12 protein-coding genes are annotated in these 14,804 nt (G+C 73.1%); 7 read left to right on the plus strand and 5 right to left on the minus strand.

Features of this window, described 5'->3' with window-relative positions:
• Positions 1-36: 36 nt before the first annotated feature.
• The 4 genes from VFZ92_RS40450 (at position 37) to VFZ92_RS40465 (ending at position 4,117) form a co-directional block, all read left to right on the plus strand.
• A complete protein-coding gene (locus tag VFZ92_RS40450; protein ID WP_330883128.1) occupies positions 37-804 on the plus strand; it encodes an IclR family transcriptional regulator in 768 nt (255 codons plus the stop codon).
• 99 nt (positions 805-903) lie between these two features.
• Positions 904-1,368 carry a cupin domain-containing protein gene (locus tag VFZ92_RS40455; RefSeq protein ID WP_330883130.1) on the plus strand — a complete coding sequence of 155 codons (465 nt, stop codon included), beginning with the start codon at positions 904-906 and terminating at the stop codon, positions 1,366-1,368.
• Between the two features lie 2 nt (positions 1,369-1,370).
• Positions 1,371-2,909, plus strand: a complete 1,539-nt coding sequence (locus VFZ92_RS40460; RefSeq protein WP_330883133.1) for an NAD(P)/FAD-dependent oxidoreductase — start codon at positions 1,371-1,373, stop codon at positions 2,907-2,909.
• 17 nt (positions 2,910-2,926) lie between these two features.
• A complete protein-coding gene (locus VFZ92_RS40465) occupies positions 2,927-4,117 on the plus strand; it encodes a serine hydrolase domain-containing protein (RefSeq protein ID WP_330883136.1) in 1,191 nt (396 codons plus the stop codon).
• Between the two features lie 168 nt (positions 4,118-4,285).
• Here VFZ92_RS40465 and VFZ92_RS40470 read toward each other — a convergent pair whose 3' ends face one another.
• The 4 genes from VFZ92_RS40470 to VFZ92_RS40485 form a co-directional block, all read right to left on the minus strand.
• Positions 4,286-5,680: a glycosyl hydrolase family 18 protein gene (locus tag VFZ92_RS40470; protein ID WP_330883138.1), complete on the minus strand. Its 1,395-nt coding sequence runs from the start codon at positions 5,678-5,680 to the stop codon at positions 4,286-4,288.
• Between the two features lie 500 nt (positions 5,681-6,180).
• Positions 6,181-7,578 (minus strand): type VII secretion-associated serine protease mycosin, encoded by a 1,398-nt coding sequence (mycP, locus tag VFZ92_RS40475; RefSeq protein WP_330883140.1) that lies wholly within the window; start codon positions 7,576-7,578, stop codon positions 6,181-6,183.
• A gap of 148 nt (positions 7,579-7,726) precedes the next feature.
• The gene (locus VFZ92_RS40480) at positions 7,727-8,842 is read right to left on the minus strand and encodes a hypothetical protein (RefSeq protein ID WP_330883142.1); all 1,116 of its coding nucleotides are present in this window, start codon (positions 8,840-8,842) and stop codon (positions 7,727-7,729) included.
• Between the two features lie 129 nt (positions 8,843-8,971).
• Positions 8,972-11,290 carry an ATP-binding protein gene (locus VFZ92_RS40485; protein ID WP_330883144.1) on the minus strand — a complete coding sequence of 773 codons (2,319 nt, stop codon included), beginning with the start codon at positions 11,288-11,290 and terminating at the stop codon, positions 8,972-8,974.
• A 276-nt stretch (positions 11,291-11,566) separates the two neighbouring features.
• Here VFZ92_RS40485 and VFZ92_RS40490 point away from each other — a divergent pair, with 276 nt between their 5' ends.
• A complete protein-coding gene (locus tag VFZ92_RS40490; protein ID WP_330883146.1) occupies positions 11,567-11,971 on the plus strand; it encodes an STAS domain-containing protein in 405 nt (134 codons plus the stop codon).
• Between the two features lie 157 nt (positions 11,972-12,128).
• Positions 12,129-12,950 carry a GAF and ANTAR domain-containing protein gene (locus VFZ92_RS40495; protein WP_330883148.1) on the plus strand — a complete coding sequence of 274 codons (822 nt, stop codon included), beginning with the start codon at positions 12,129-12,131 and terminating at the stop codon, positions 12,948-12,950.
• Positions 12,951-12,959: 9 nt separating this feature from the next.
• Here VFZ92_RS40495 and VFZ92_RS40500 read toward each other — a convergent pair whose 3' ends face one another.
• Positions 12,960-13,634 carry a type 1 glutamine amidotransferase domain-containing protein gene (locus VFZ92_RS40500; protein ID WP_330883150.1) on the minus strand — a complete coding sequence of 225 codons (675 nt, stop codon included), beginning with the start codon at positions 13,632-13,634 and terminating at the stop codon, positions 12,960-12,962.
• Between the two features lie 117 nt (positions 13,635-13,751).
• On the opposite strand from VFZ92_RS40500, the gene VFZ92_RS40505 reads away from it, so the two are divergent.
• The gene (locus tag VFZ92_RS40505) at positions 13,752-14,657 is read left to right on the plus strand and encodes a LysR family transcriptional regulator (RefSeq protein ID WP_330883152.1); all 906 of its coding nucleotides are present in this window, start codon (positions 13,752-13,754) and stop codon (positions 14,655-14,657) included.
• Positions 14,658-14,804 lie beyond the last annotated feature (147 nt).

The following is a 14,804-nucleotide window of genomic DNA, read 5'->3' on the forward strand; positions in this document are numbered from 1 at the left end:
GGTTAGCCTGACCCGTGTGAACTCGGGGAGCCAACGGTGAGTCCCGCTGAGCGGGACGGAAGTTCTGAGGGGATGGGCGGGCTGGACCGCGCCGCCGCCATCCTGGGCGCGTTCGACGCCGAGCACCGGGAGCTGACCCTCGCCGCGCTGGTCACCCGCTGCGGGCTGCCGCGCTCCACCACCCACCGCACCGCCGACCGGATGATCAGGCTCGGGTGGCTGGACAAGCCGAAGGACCGGTACCGGATCGGCAACCGGCTGTTCGAGCTGTCCGGCCTGGCGCCGATCCGGCACGAGCTGCGCGAGTCCGTGCTGCCGTTCCTCCAGGACCTGTACAACGCGACCAGGACCACCGTGCAGCTCGGCGTGCTCAAGGGGGCGCAGGTGCTGGTCGTGGAGAAGATCACCGGTCACCAGCCGATGCCGATGCTGTCGCAGGTCGGCGGCACGATCCCGGCCCACTGCTCCGGCCTGGGCCGGGCGATCCTGGCCTACTCCGACCCCGCCGTGGTCGCGGAGGTGCTCGCCGCCGGGATGGTCGCGCGCACACCCCGCACGCTCACCAGCGAGGTCGCCGTCCTGCGCGAGCTGGCCGCCATCCCGGACCGGGGCTGGGCCGTCGACCGCGAGGAGGGCAACATCGGGGTGAACTGCGTGGCCGCCCCGGTCTTCGGTCCGCTCGGCGACGTCGTGGCCGCCCTGTCGGTCACCGGCCCCACGGCGCTCGTGCGCGCGGACCGCATCGGGCCCGCTGTACGGCTGGCGGCCGCCGCCGCGTCACGGGCGTACGCCACCCGCCGGTGAGGAAAGAGTCCCGGTGAGCGGGACTGGGGTTTGGTGGATCGCCGTGGTCACCCCCAGGCTGTGACCGCTGACACTCCGACCACCACGAAGGAGACTCCGGTGACCCTGGGCGGCGGCTACATGCTCCCCTCTCGCGAAGGCCGCGCCATCGCGGCGATCGGGCTCGGCATCACGGTCAAGGCGGACGGGAAGTCCACGCGGGACGCCTACTCGATGTTCGAGTACGCGGTCCCGCCGGAGACCAACGGTCCTCCTCCGCACCTGCACACCCGCGAGGACGAGTCGTTCATCTGCCTGGCGGGCAAGATGGACGTGTCCCTCGGCGGCGAGGAGTTCACCATCGGGCACGGCGACTTCCTGTTCCTGCCGCGCGACGTGGTGCACGCGTTCCGCAACCCCTACGCCGAGGAGGCGCGGGTGGTCTCCGTCGTGTCGCCCGCCGGGCTGGAGCGGTACTACCAGGCGCTCGCGGACATGCCGCCCGGTCCCAAGGACATGACCCTGATGAAGTCGATCATGGCGGACTTCGGCATCGAGCTCCAGATCCCGTCGGAGGCCGAGTAGCCATGCGGATCGCCGTCATCGGTGCGGGCGTCGCGGGCCTCGCCACCGCCAAGGTCCTGCTCCAGGCCGGTCACGACCTGGCCGTGTTCGACAAGGCGCCCGACGTCGGCGGCGTGTGGAGCGCGACCCGCCGCTACCCCGGCGTGACGACCCAGAGCTCCAAGGCCCAGTACTCGCTGTCGGACTTCCCGATGCCGGAGGACTACCCCGAGTGGCCGGACGGGAAGCAGGTCCAGGAGTACTTCGCGGCCTACGCGGCCCGGTACGGGGTCGACCGCGTGCTGCGGCTCGGGACCGAGGTCACCAGCGCCAGGCGCGACGTCGACGGCCGGTGGACCGTGGCGACCACCGTCGGCACCGAGGTGTTCGACCGGCTGGTCGTCGCCAACGGCGTGTTCTGCGAGCCGATGGTCCCGGCCTACCCCGGTGTCGAGGAGTTCACCGCCGCGGGCGGGAGGCTGCTCGCGGGCACGGAGTTCCACGACGCCGAGGAGGCGCGGGACAGGCACGTGCTGGTCGTCGGCTACGGCAAGTCGGCGTGCGACGTGACCGTGCCGGTCAGCGAGGTCGCCGCCAGCACGGACGTGATCGCCCGCCAACTGCTGTGGAAGGTGCCGCGCAGGATCGCGGGCGTGCTGAACTTCAAGATGCTGCTGCTCACCAGGATGGGCGAGGCGCTGTTCCGCTACCTGCGGCCGCGCGGCGTCGAGAAGTTCCTGCACGGGCCGGGCAACGGCCTGCGGCGCGCCATGCTCAACTCCGTCGGCTCGGTGTCGGTCCGCCAGTTCGGGCTCGAGCGGCTGGACCTGGTGCCCGCCGGGACCATGGAGGACATCGTCCGCGGCGCCATCGGCCTCGCGACCGAGGGCTTCTTCGAGGGCGTCGCCGAGGGCCGCATCACCGTGCGCCGCGACCGCACGGTCACCCGCCTCCTCGCGCGGGACGGGAAGCCGTTCGCCGAGCTGAGCGACGGCGTCCAGCTGCCCGCCGACCTGGTCGTGTGCGCCACCGGGTTCACCCAGGGGGTGCCGTTCCTGGCCGAGGACGTGCGGCGGGAGCTGTTCGACGAGCGCGGCAACTTCATGCTGTACCGGCAGATCCTGCCGCTGGGCGTGCCCGGCCTGTACTTCAACGGCTACAACTCCTCGTTCTTCAGCCCGTTGAACGCCGAGATGGCCGCCGTCTGGATCGCCGCCGACATCGCGGGCGCCGTCCCGCTGCCGGAGGCGGGCGCGATGCGCGGTGCGGTCGTGGAGCAGTTGGCGTTCATGGACGCCGCCACGGACGGCCACCACTGCCGCGGCACGAAGATCATCCCGTTCTCGATGCACAACGTGGACGAGGTGCTCGGCGACCTCGACCTGGACGTCACGGCGCGCGTCCGGGCGTCGCACTGGCTCAACCCGGTCGACCCGGCCGCCTACCGGGGCGTCACCCCGGCGCTGCTGGCCCGGCTCGCGGCGACCGCTCCCGAGCCGGGGGCCCGCGTGCTGCCGTTCAGCCCGGCCGTCGAGGAGTCCGAGCGCAACGTCGCAGGTTGACGACGTAGAGTCACCTCGTGAAGGGGGTGGCCGTGGTCGGCTCGGTGCGTGCGGTGGTGGGTGCGGTGCTGTGCGTCGCCGGTCTCGCGGTGGCGTGCACCACCGCCCCGGCCCCGGCCCCGTCGTCCACGCCGCCCCCACCCGCGTCGTCCTCGGCCCCGGCCGCCCCGTCGTCCACGCCGCCGTCGGTGCCGTCCGCCGTGTCCGTCCCGCCGACGCCGGACGGCGGACCGCTCGACGACTACCTGACCGGGCTCGTGGGGCAGCAGCAGTTCCGCGGCGCCGTCGAGGTGCGGCGGGGCACGGACGTGCTGCTGCGCAAGGGCTACGGGCCCGCCGACGTCGAGTCGGGCGCGCCGATCACGCCGGACACCCGGTTCGAGGTCGGGTCGATCACCAAGCAGTTCACGGCCGTCGCCGTGCTGCGGTTGCAGGAGCAGGGCAAGCTGCGCGTCACCGAACCGGTCTGCGCCTACCTCCAGGGCTGCCCCGCCGAGTGGGCGCCGATCACCGTCGAGCAGCTGCTGCTGCACACGTCCGGGCTCTACAACTACACCTCCGCCCCCGAGGAGGAGGCGGCCCGGTTCCAGAACCGCGAGGTGGCCCCGGCGGAGCTGATCTCCTACGTGGCGGGCAAACCGCTCGACTTCGAGCCGGGGACGCAGTGGAGGTACAGCAACTCCGGGTACGTCGTCCTCGGGCTGCTGGTCGAACGACTGTCCGGGATGGACTACGGGACGTTCCTGCGGCGGCAGCTGTTCGACGCGCTCGGGATGCGCGACACCCGCTACGACGGCGGCGCCGCCCCGCGCGCCAAGGGGTACACGGACTGGACGACACCCGGCGAGGACCACCCGTCGCTGTACTACGCGGCGGGCGGCGTGGTGTCCAGCACGGGCGACCTGGCGCGGTGGAACGCCTTCCTGCTCACCGGGACGCCCGCCGTGCTGAACGCCGGGTCGCTGGCGTCGATGGTGGTGCCGCGCGCGCAGGTGCCGGGCACGCCGGTGGGGTACGGGTACGGCATCGAGGTCCACGACAGCGGGCCCGGCCTCACCTACTACCACGGAGGGCTGGTCACGGGGTTCCGCAGCGCCAACAGCATCCGGCCGTCGTCCGGCCTGTCCGTGACGGTGCTGACCAACGACACGGGGATCGACCCCGAGGCCGTCGGGAACAGGCTGGCCGAACTCGCCGACGGGATCTGACCGGCGGCGGTGGGGCCGGTCGAGGCGTCCGGCGGGGTCCGCGAACAGGGAGGAACCGCTGGTCGAGCTGCCCCGGTGTTGATGTCCGGAACGGACCGACCGGACGCCGTTCGTGAATGCGGAACGCCCGGCCGCGGCGCGAGCGGCCGGGCGTTCCGCGGGATCGGATCAGGCGGGGAGCCGCCACACCTGGTTCGCGCCGCCGAAGCAGTCCCAGATCTGGAGCCGGGCGCCGTCCGCCGAGCTGTTGCCCGTCACGTCGAGGCAGCGGCCCGACGCGGGGTTGCGCAGGGTGCCGTTCGACTGGGCCTGCCAGCTCTGCGACCCGGTGCCGTTGCAGTCCCACAGCTGGATCGGCGTGCCGTTGGCGGTGCCCGCGCTCGTCACGTCGAGGCACTTGCCCAGTGCGCGGATCGTGGTGTCCGTGCCGACCGTCCAGCTCTGCGCGGTGCTGCCGTTGCAGGTGTAGAGCTGGACCGCGGTGCCGTTCGCGCTGTTCGCCGCCGCCACGTCGACGCACTTGGACGCGATGCCGGTGATGGGGCCGGTCTTGCCGCCGACGGGCGGGGTGGTGCCGCCGGTGACCGTGTCGTAGATGGCGCTGACCAGCGAGGTGGAGCCGGTCGTGTCCTGGGACAGCTCCCAGTTCATGATGCCGCCCGCGTTGGCCATGGCCCACTGGGTCTTGCGCTTGATCGTCGGGATGCCGTTGTAGCACTGCTGCACGCCGCTGATGGTGGTGCAGTCGCGGTTGGCGTTGGCCGGGTCGCGCGACACCAGGTCGGCGTAGGTGAGGTAGGTCGGCCTGCTGTAGAACGGGACGCCGAGCACCGCCTTGTTGGCGGGCAGGCCGCGGTTCTTCCAGAAGTTGACCGACGCGATCGACCAGTCGTAGTTGGCGTGGGGGCTGCCGCCGTCGTACGCCATGATGTTGAGCCAGTCGACGGCGCTGAAGACCGCGGGCTGGACGCCGTTCGCGGTGCCGCCCTCCGACACCACCGCCGCGGTGAGCAGCTTGCCCTGCGCGTGCAGCGCGCTGCTGAGCTGCTGCATCAGCGCGGTGTAGTTGTTGCCCGACTGGCCGGGGTCCGGGTACTCCCAGTCGATGTCGACGCCGTCCAGGTTGTACTGGTTGATGGCGCCCATGACCGCGTTGACGAACGTCGTGCGGCTGCCCGCGTTGCCCGCCAGCGCCTCGAAGGCCGAGTCGTTGCCGTCGTTCCAGCCGCCGATCGCGAGCGAGACCTTCACGCCGTTGGCGTGGCCCTGGCTCACCAGCGACTGGAGCTTGCCGGGGTCGGGGATGGCCTGGAGCGAGCCGTTGGAGTTCGGCAGGGCGAACGAGTAGTTGATGTGCGTCAGCTTGGAGTACTGGATGGCGTTGACGTTGCCCGACCAGGACGGCATGTAGCCGACGCTGCGGAAGCCGTTCGGCAGGACCGTGGCCTCGGCGGCCGTGCTGCCGACGACCGCGACCGTGATGCCGGTCGCGAGGGTGGCCAGTGCGACGCCGACGGCGCCGAGGCGCTTCCGGAGACGGCTCCTGGACGTGGATGACTGCATGGACGGCTCGCTTTCAGGATAGGAGCCCCGCGCGACGCGGTGGGTTCGCGAAGCGCGGTTCGGGTGGGGCGGGGGTCGTGCGGGGCGCGGCAGGGTGGCTGCGTCGCACGGGGTCGGCGAGCGCCGGTCCGCGCGGTCGTGCCGCGGAACCGGTCGGGTGGTGCTGAGTCGGCGAACCCCTCAGGAGGGCGGGGGGACCCACGAGCCAGCGAACGCGAGTGCTCGTGTCCTCATCGACACTTCCCTTCGCTCGGGCGGCGGCTGCGGGCGACGTTACTGCATGTCTTTAATCAAGTCACGATGTAAGGGATGACTTGTCTAGACCTTCTTGGGGCCGGGTGCGGCTGCCCGGTTCGGGCGGCGGGCCGCCGGAAGCCTGGGCACGGCGGCTCGCGGTAAGGGCTTGCCTGGTGGTGCGGTGGGGAAGCGGGTCGGGTTCGGTTGGTTTCGGGGCGCGCGGGTCTGCGCGGTGCGGAAGCGGGCCGGGGTTCAGGGCCCGGTCAGCCTCGGGGCGAGCGGGGTCGGCGGGTCGTGCGCACGACGAACAGGGCCAGCAGCAGCAGACCCGCGGCCGTGCCGCTCCCGGCCAGCGCGACCACCAGCGGGGTCCGGTCCGGGGCCTCGCGGCTGCCGAGGTCGGTCACCAGCGGCGGCAGTTCGGGGAGCTGGGCGCCCGGTCGTTCCAGCGGCAGCTCGGCCGTGAGCGCCGCGATCGGGTCGACCACGCCCGCGCCGACCTTGCGGTCGCGGCCGTCCTGGTTGCCGGGGTGCTGCGCGGTGGACGTGAGGCGCCGCACCACCTGGCGCGCGGTCAGCTCGGGGTGGCGTTCCCGCACCAGCGCGGCGACGCCCGCGACGTAGGGCGCGGCGAAGCTGGTGCCCTGGATGGCCCCCTCCTTGCCGTCCTCGGCGATGGAGACGTCGGTGAGGCCCTCGCCCTGCGCGTCCACGGTCGTGATCTCCTCGCCGGGCGCGGCGATGCTCACCCACGGGCCCCACACGCTGAACGTCGACGGCCTGCCCTGGCGGTCCACCGACGCCACGGACAGCACGTCGTCGCGGTACCACGGCGGGGACGCGACGACCTGGACGTCCTCGGCGTCGGGGTTGTCGTTCTGCGCGGCGCACCCCTTGCCCTCGGGGCCCAGGTTGCCCGCCGCGGCGACGACCACGACGTCCTTGGTGTTGACGGCCCAGTCGATCGCGGCCTGCACCGCGCGTTCGCCGGGGCCGGGGCTCTTCGGCCTGGTGCACGAGGTGAGCGAGATGTTGATGACGTCGGCGCCGCGGTCGACGGCGTGCACGATGGACTGGGCCAGCGTGAGGACCCCGCCGGGGGTCGTGCGGCCGTCGGGGCCGGGGTTCTCGGCCTCGTAGAAGCCGCTCGTCTGGCGGATGGACAGGATCGTGGCGTCCGGTGCGGCGCCGACGAACCCGGTCCGCGGGTCGCGGCTCGCCGCCGCGACGCCCGCCACCTCGGTGCCGTGGCCGTCGCAGTCGACGAGGCCCCGGTCGGAGGTCACGACGAAGTCGCCACCCGCCTCCACGCGGTCGCCGAGCCGCGCGTGCGGGCGGACGCCGGTGTCGATGATCGCGATCTTCACGCCCTTGCCGGTGGCGAACCGGTGCGCGTCGTCGAGGCGCAGCACGAGCTGGGCGTGCGGCTTGGCCGTGAGCGTCTGGTCCTCGGCGGCGGAAGCCTTGCAGGGCTTGGACTGCGCGTAGGTGAGGTCGGCCCTCGGCGTCACGGACACCGGCAGCAGGTCGCGGTCCACCGGCGGCGGCACGGCGTTCGTCGGCGCCGACTCGGCCACCGTGAGCGCGGGTGGGGCGGCGACGAGCAGGAGCGCGGCGGCGGCCGTCGCGGCGACCCTGCTCGTGGTGCGGGCAACGCGCATGGTCGGCGTCCTCGGTGGTCGGTGGCGCGGGACAAGATCGCGCGAACCACTGTAGGGACGAGCGCAAGCCCGGCGGAGCGGTTCGGGGGAGGTCGCTCCCCGGACCGGGGGAACCGCTCGGCGCGCGGATCCCCCGGTCCCGGTGCGGCTACGGCATGTACACGCCGAAGTCGCGGTTCGCCGTGCGGAAGTCCTGGAACCCGATGCGGGCTCCCGCCGTGCGCGTCACCGTGCCCTTCGCGATCACGCCGCCCGCGGACGACGGGCCGTAGACCGGGCCGCCGCTGTCACCGGGCCGCGCGGCGGGCTGGCCGTTGAGCTGCTCGCCCTCCACCAGGTCCTCGCGGTCGGAGTAGAAGAACAGGACCTTGATGTTGCACACGGCGCCGCCGGTCGCCCCGGCGCTCGTGACACCGGACTGGCACAGGATCTCGTTGGTGTAGACGTCACCCCAGCCGCGCACGGCCTCGACCGAGTTGCTGTCGCCGCCGCCCACGTACAGCTGGCTCGTCACGTTGCCGGTGGGGATCAGCATGATGTCGTGGTCGGAGTGCTCGACGCTCACGGTGCCGATGTACTCGCCCGTCGGGTCGGTCACCCGCTGGCCGGGGTTGCCGCAGTGCGCCGCGGTGAGCAGGAACCGGTCGTTGTTGCCGTTGCGGACCGCGAAACCGGAGGTGCAGGCGGCGTTGCCGAGCACGATGGTCGCGCCGCCCTTCCACGGCGGGCCGTCGTTGCGCCGCGACACCGGCCGCAGCGGCTCCTCGCGGACCACGGACACCGGAACGCCCGGGTCGAGCGCGGAGGTGAACGCCCCCGCGTCGCTCCACGGGTAGGTGCCGAGCACCAGTCCGCTGCCGTCGGCGGGGATCTTGACCGCGTGCACCGGCGACCCGGGCCCCCGGCTCGCCTCGACGGTCTTCGCCGCCTCCCGCAGCTCGGCGTTGGTGTGCGCGGCGGGGGAGACGCGCACCGGCGCCACCTCGGACGCCCGCTTCACCACCGCGGCCACGGAGTCGGGCACGTCGCCCTTCCACCACAGCTCGACGTGCGAGTCCTCCAGCACGAGGCCCGCGAAGCCGGTGACGTCCTCGGCCTCCGCCTTGACGATGTCCGCCGCCGCGATCAGCGGTTGCTGCGCGAGCATCCTGGCCTGGACCGGGTCGGGTGCCGGGGCCGGCTGCGCCGACACCGGGGAGCTGATGAGTGCCGCGGACAGCGCTGCCACCGCGGTGACCGCCCACCGGACTGTTGTTGCCTTCACGCCAGACTCTCCTCGGCTCGTCCTCCTCGACGTGGCAGCGGAGCACTCAGCGTATGGTCCAGACCTGTTACGTGTCATCGACACAACCGGACAAGAAGCGACACGACCGGACAGATCGGTGTCGGGCCGTCAGGAGATGCCGGTGGTGAACCGCTCCACGACCTCCACCGCGAGGTCGCGCACCTTCACGTTGCGGTTCTTCGACGTCGCCGCGAGCCGGTCGAACGCGGTGGCGGCGTCGCACCGGTTCAACGCCATCGTGATGCCCACGGCCTGGCTGATCGTGTCGCGCGTGTCGAGCGCTCGGCGCAGGGTGCTCACCCGGTGCTCCCCGGCGACGATCAGCGCCTCGCGCAGCTGCGACAGCTCCAGGTGCACGCGGACGCGCGCGACCAGCTCGACCGGGTCGAACGGCTTCACCACGTAGTCGTCCGCGCCGAGCCGCAATCCCTCCACCGTGGACTCCGAGCCCGCGCGGGCGGTCAGCAGCACGACCGGGACGCGGGCGAGGTCCGGGTCCGCGCGCAGGTCGGCCAGCAGCGACAGGCCGTCGCGGCCGGGCAGCATCACGTCGCTGAGCACCAGGTGGGGCCGCTTGTCGCGGGCCTGCCGGAGGGCGGAGTCCGCGTCGCCGACCGCGTCGACCGACCACTGCTGCCCGGCGAGCAGCCGCACCAGGTGGTCGCGCATGTCCGCGTTGTCCTCCACCAGCAGGACGCGGCTGCCCGAGTCGTCCGGTGTGGACACCGCGGACGAGTCCCACTGCCGGGCCTCGCCCGCGAACGCGGCGCCCAGCTCGGCCACCGCGGGGCTGGTGCGCCCGGAACCGGTCTCGGACGGGCGCAGCGGAACCGTGACGGTGAACGTGCTGCCGACCCCCGGCGCGCTCTCGACGGTGGTGGTGCCGCCCATCGCCGCGGACAGGTCCGCGACCAGCGAGAGCCCGATGCCGGTGCCCTCCCGGCTGCGGCCGGTGATCCCCTCGACCTGGTGGAACCGCTCGAAGACCCGCTCCTGCTCGCTCACCGGGATGCCGACACCGGTGTCGGTGACGCTCAGGACGAGGTCGGTCCCCGTGGTGCGCAGCGCCAGCGTGATCGAGCCCTCCGGGGTGAACTTCAGTGCGTTCGACAGCAGGTTCAGCACCACGCGGGCCCACATCTCCTGGTCGAGCGCGACCACGCCCACCGGGTCGAGGTCCACCACGAGCCGCAGGCCCGCGTTGTCGGCCACCGAGGTGAACATGCCCGCGCACTCGGCGGTCAGCGCGGCGACGTCGGTCGGCTCCGGCTGGGCGCGCAGCCTGCCGGACTCCGACCTGGCCACGTCGAGCAGGGCGTCCACCAGCAGCCGCAGCCGCTGCGCGGCGCGGTGGGCCGCCGCCATCGCCTCCCGCTGGGCCTCGGGCAGCGCGTCGGCGTGGTCGTCCAGCAGGCTCCGCAGCGGCGCCAGCAGCAGCGTCAGGGGCGTGCGGAACTCGTGGCTGACGTTCTGGAAGAACCGGCTCTTGGCGGCGTCCAGGTCGACCAGCGCCCGCGCCCGGTCGCGCTCGGCCCCGTAGGCCACGGCGTCACCCAGCGCGGTGCCCACCCGCGCGGCCACCAGGTCGACGAACGTCGCGTAGGCGTGGTCGTACTCGCGGTACCGGCTCAGCCCGAGCACCACGACCCCGAGGACCCCGCCGACCCCGCGCAGCGGGACGACGGCCACCGCTCCGGTCCGCTCGGCGCTCCCCGTCGCGGCGACCCGCCCGACCACCTCGCCGTCCACGCCGTCGGCGTCGCCGTAGGACGCCACGAGCACGAGCCCGGCGGCGCCGCCCAGGTGGATCTCGGCGAACGGCAGGTCCTGCGGGCTGCCCGCCAGCACGTCGACCACGGCCCGGCAGGCGTCCGCCGCCGTGGCGGCGTCGGCGACCGACACGGTGCCGAGCCGCCGCAGCACCTCCAGGCGGCGGTCGCCGAGCACGCGGGCCGTCACGTCGGACGTCGCCACGAAGATCCCCGCGACCGAGCCGTCCTCGGCGTGCACCGGGCTGTAGGAGAACGTCCAGTACGTCTCCTCCAGGTAGCCGTGCCTGCGCATGTACAGCAGGTGGTTCTCCAGGTGCGTGACGCCGCCCGCCAGCGCGGACTCCGCCATCGGCCCCAGTTCCTCCCACACCTCCGGCCAGCACTCCGCGCCCGGCTGGCCGACGGCCTCGGGGTACTTGCCGCCCAGCACCGGTGTGTAGGCCTCGTTGAAGATCTGGATCATCCGGGGCCCCCACCACAGCAGCATCGGGATGCGCGAGGGCAGGACCGTGCGGATCGCCGAGCGCAGCTCCACCGACCAGGTGTCGACGGGGCCGAGGGGGGTGGCCGACCAGTCGAGCGCCCGGTGTCTCGCGAGGGTGTCGCCCGGCCCGGCGAACAGCCGCCGGGCAGACGAGTCCTGGTGGTCCGTCACTGTTCGACGACTCCCGTGGCGACGGCGACACGATCCACGCGGGATGCGCGTCGCGGTGGGCGACTGCGGTCCGCGCGGCTGGTGTCTCAACCGGCGACGCTCATCGTAACCGCCGGACCGGGACGCGCCGAACGGGTGGGGAACGCTCCCGGGTTGCCGTCCCCTTCAGATCCTCGTATCGTTATCGAGGCGAACCATCGTTCGCGCGTTCGAGATTGGTTCGGGTTCAACAGCTAGCTCGGCTGGTCTCTCTCTGCTTCGTGGAGAGGACTTCCCATGCCCAAGCAGGCCTCGCCGACCACTCCCACCTCCACCGCGCTCCTGCCCGACGACGTGTCGGTGCTCGCGCTCACCGGTGAGATCGACGCCACCACCGCGCAGACCACCAGGGCCAAGGCGCTCGCGGCGGTCGACGCCAAGCCCGCCGCCCTGGTGCTCGACCTGTCCGGTGTCGAGTTCTTCGGGTCCAACGGCATCGCCATCGTCCTGGAGGCCGCCCAGCGCGCCGAGCTGCGCGGCATCCGGTTCGTCGTCGTGGCCCACCGGCACGTCGTGCTGCGCCCGCTCCAGGTGACCGGTGTGGACGCGCGGCTGACCATCCGGCCGAGCCTCACCGCCGCGCTGGACGACCTCCACCGCCCCACGACCGGCATCCCGGTGGCCAGATCCGGCCAGGCGTGACAATCTCCGGAGGCGGGTGACCGCCCCGGTTTCCGACGCGGGTGGTCGCGCGTTGAACAGACAGCGCCATCGACGCCCCGGTCGGTCGGGCTCGACGCGGTGCTGGTGCGCGCCGGGCCCGACCGGTCTGTGCGATCCGACGAGGAGGGCCCGGCAGATGGCCGACGAACAGGACTGGGCGGGCGACAAGGACCGCTTCGTCGAGGACGCCCGCCGGGTCGCCGAACAGCACCCGACCCCGGTCGCCGACGACTCCCCGTCCAGCAGCCCGCTGGTGGAGCAGTTCACCGCCCTGACCCGGTCGCTGCTGGACGCCGAGACGCTCGGCGAGGTGCTCGACCGGATCCTGGTGGCGTGCACCAGGGCCATCCCCGCCGTCGACGTGGCCAGCGTGACGATGCGCGACCCCGACGGCACGTTCCACACGCCCACCGAGACCGACTCGATCGGCTACGAGCTCGACCAGGTGCAGTACGCGACCGGGGAGGGGCCCTGCGTGGACGCCGCCCGGATGCCCGGCCCCGCGCTCGCCTGCAGCGACGACCTGGCCAACGACCCGAACTGGCCGAGGTTCGGTCCCGCCGCGGCCGCGCGGGGCATGGGGTCGCTGCTGTCCACGGCCCTGCTGCCCGAGGCCCGGCCGCCGCAGCTCACGGGAGCGCTGAACCTGTACTCCCGCAAGACCCACGGCTTCCGGCCGGAGGACCGCACCACCGCGCTGCTGCTCGCCACCCACGCCTCGCTGGCCCTGGCCGCCACGAACGCCCGCACGAACGCCGACCTGGACGTGGCCCAGCTCCGCAAGGCGATCGACACGCGCGACGTGATCGGCCAGGCCAAGGGGATCCTGATGCACCGCAGGGGGATCACCGCCGACGAGGCGTTCGACGTGCTGCGCACGACGTCGCAGAGCCTCAACGTGAAGCTGGCCGACCTGGCGTCCACGCTGGCGAGCAGGCACCACGAGATCGAGCTGTAGGAACGCCGGTCAGCCGCGCCGGGCCAGCAGTCCGGCCACCTGCCTCGCGGTGTCCACACTGGACTGCGGGTTCTGGCCGGTGACCAGGTTCCCGTCGACGACCACGGTGCTGCTCCACGCCGGGCCCGCCGCCACCCGCGCGCCGAGGTCGCGCAGCCGCGCCTCGACGGAGTAGGGCACGTCGAGGCCTCCCTGGCGCTCCTCCTCGTCGGTGAACACGGTCAGCTCGCGGCCCGCGAACGCGAACGCGCCGTCCTCGCGCACCGCGCTGAGCAGCCCGGCCGGACCGTGGCACAGGGCCGCGACGACCTTGCCCTCGGCCTCGAACCGCACCAGCAGCCGCCCCAGGGCCCCGTCGACCGCCAGGTCCGCCATCGGACCGTGCCCGCCGGGCAGGTACACCGCGTCGAAGTCCGCCGCGTCCACGTCCGCCAGCACCAGCGGCGAGGCCAGCTCGTCGGCGATCGCGTCCACGGCCGCGCCGAAGTCGTTGCCCTCCAGGCTCGCCGCGTCCACGGTCGGCCGCACGCCGCCGGGCGTGGCGACGGCCACCTCGACGCCCGCCTCCCGCAGCACGCGCAACGACTCGACGACCTCCTCCGCCCAGAAGCCGGTCGGGTGGCTCGTGCCGTCCGCCAGCACCAGCGCGTCGGCGCCGGACACGACCATCAGTGCCTTCGTCATGCTCTTCCTCTTCCACTCGGATCGACCGGATCTGCTGACGTCAACCACCCTGCCATCACCAGTAGTCCGGTACCTTTTCGTGGATCATCAGATTTCTTATGACTGGAGGCTGGTGCGGTGACCGACCTCGACCTGCTCGCGACGTTCCTGGAGATCTACCGCGGCGGCTCCCTCACCTCGGCCGCCGCCCGCCGCGGCCTGACCCAGCCCGCGGTCAGCGGCCAGCTCGCGCGGCTCGAACGCGACCTGGGCGAGCCGCTGTTCACCCGGTCCAGCCGGGGCGTGACGCCCACCGAACGGGCCGACGAGCTGGCGCGGCGCGTCGGGCCGCACGTCGACCAGCTGCGGTCCGCGCTGAGCGACACCGACGACCAGGAGGCGTACGCGGGGGCCGTGCACCTGGCCGGGCCCGCCGAACTCGTGTCGGCGCGGGTGCTGCCCGCCCTCGTCCCGCTCACGACCAGGGGCCTGCGCCTGCGCGTCACCCTCGGCCTGGCCGACGACCTGCTGGCCGCACTGGCGAACGCCCGGCTCGACGTGGTCGTCTCGGCCGTCCGGCCCACCGACCGCACGCTCGTCGCGACCCCGTTCGTCGACGAGGAGTTCGTGCTGGTCGCGCCGCCCGCGCTGGCCCGCACCGTGGACCGGGAACGGCTCGCCGCCGACCCCGTCAAGGCCCTCGCCCACCTGCCGCTGGTCGCCTACGCGGAGGAGCTGCCGATCATCCGGCGCTACTGGCGCGGCGAGTTCGGCCGCCGCCCGCCCAACCACGTCGCCGTCACCGTGCCGGACCTGCGGGCCGTCCTCGCGGCCGTCGTCGCGGGCGCGGGCGTCACCGCCCTGCCCCGCTACCTGGCCGAACCGGCGCTCGCCGCGGGCTCGGTGGAGCTGCTGCACCAGCCCGCGGTGCGCCCGCTCAACACGCTGTACCTGGCGACCAGGGCGGGAGCGCTGGCCAACCCGTCGGTCGCGCTCGTGCACCGGAGCCTGCTGGCCCGCTCGAAGGAGTGGACCGGGCTGTAGGTCGGACGGTGCCGGTGGTCGGCGCTCGCGCGGCGAGCACGGGAGTCCACTTCGGAGTGCCGCAGGTGAACGCCGGTCGCGCGGCGGAGTCCCGCAGTGTCGTGGCCGGGCTGGTGGTACCGGGGTGAGACGGTCGTGCGGAGTCCA

Origin of the sequence: Umezawaea sp. (assembly GCF_036375055.1) — a bacterium.
Lineage (GTDB): Bacteria > Actinomycetota > Actinomycetes > Mycobacteriales > Pseudonocardiaceae > Umezawaea.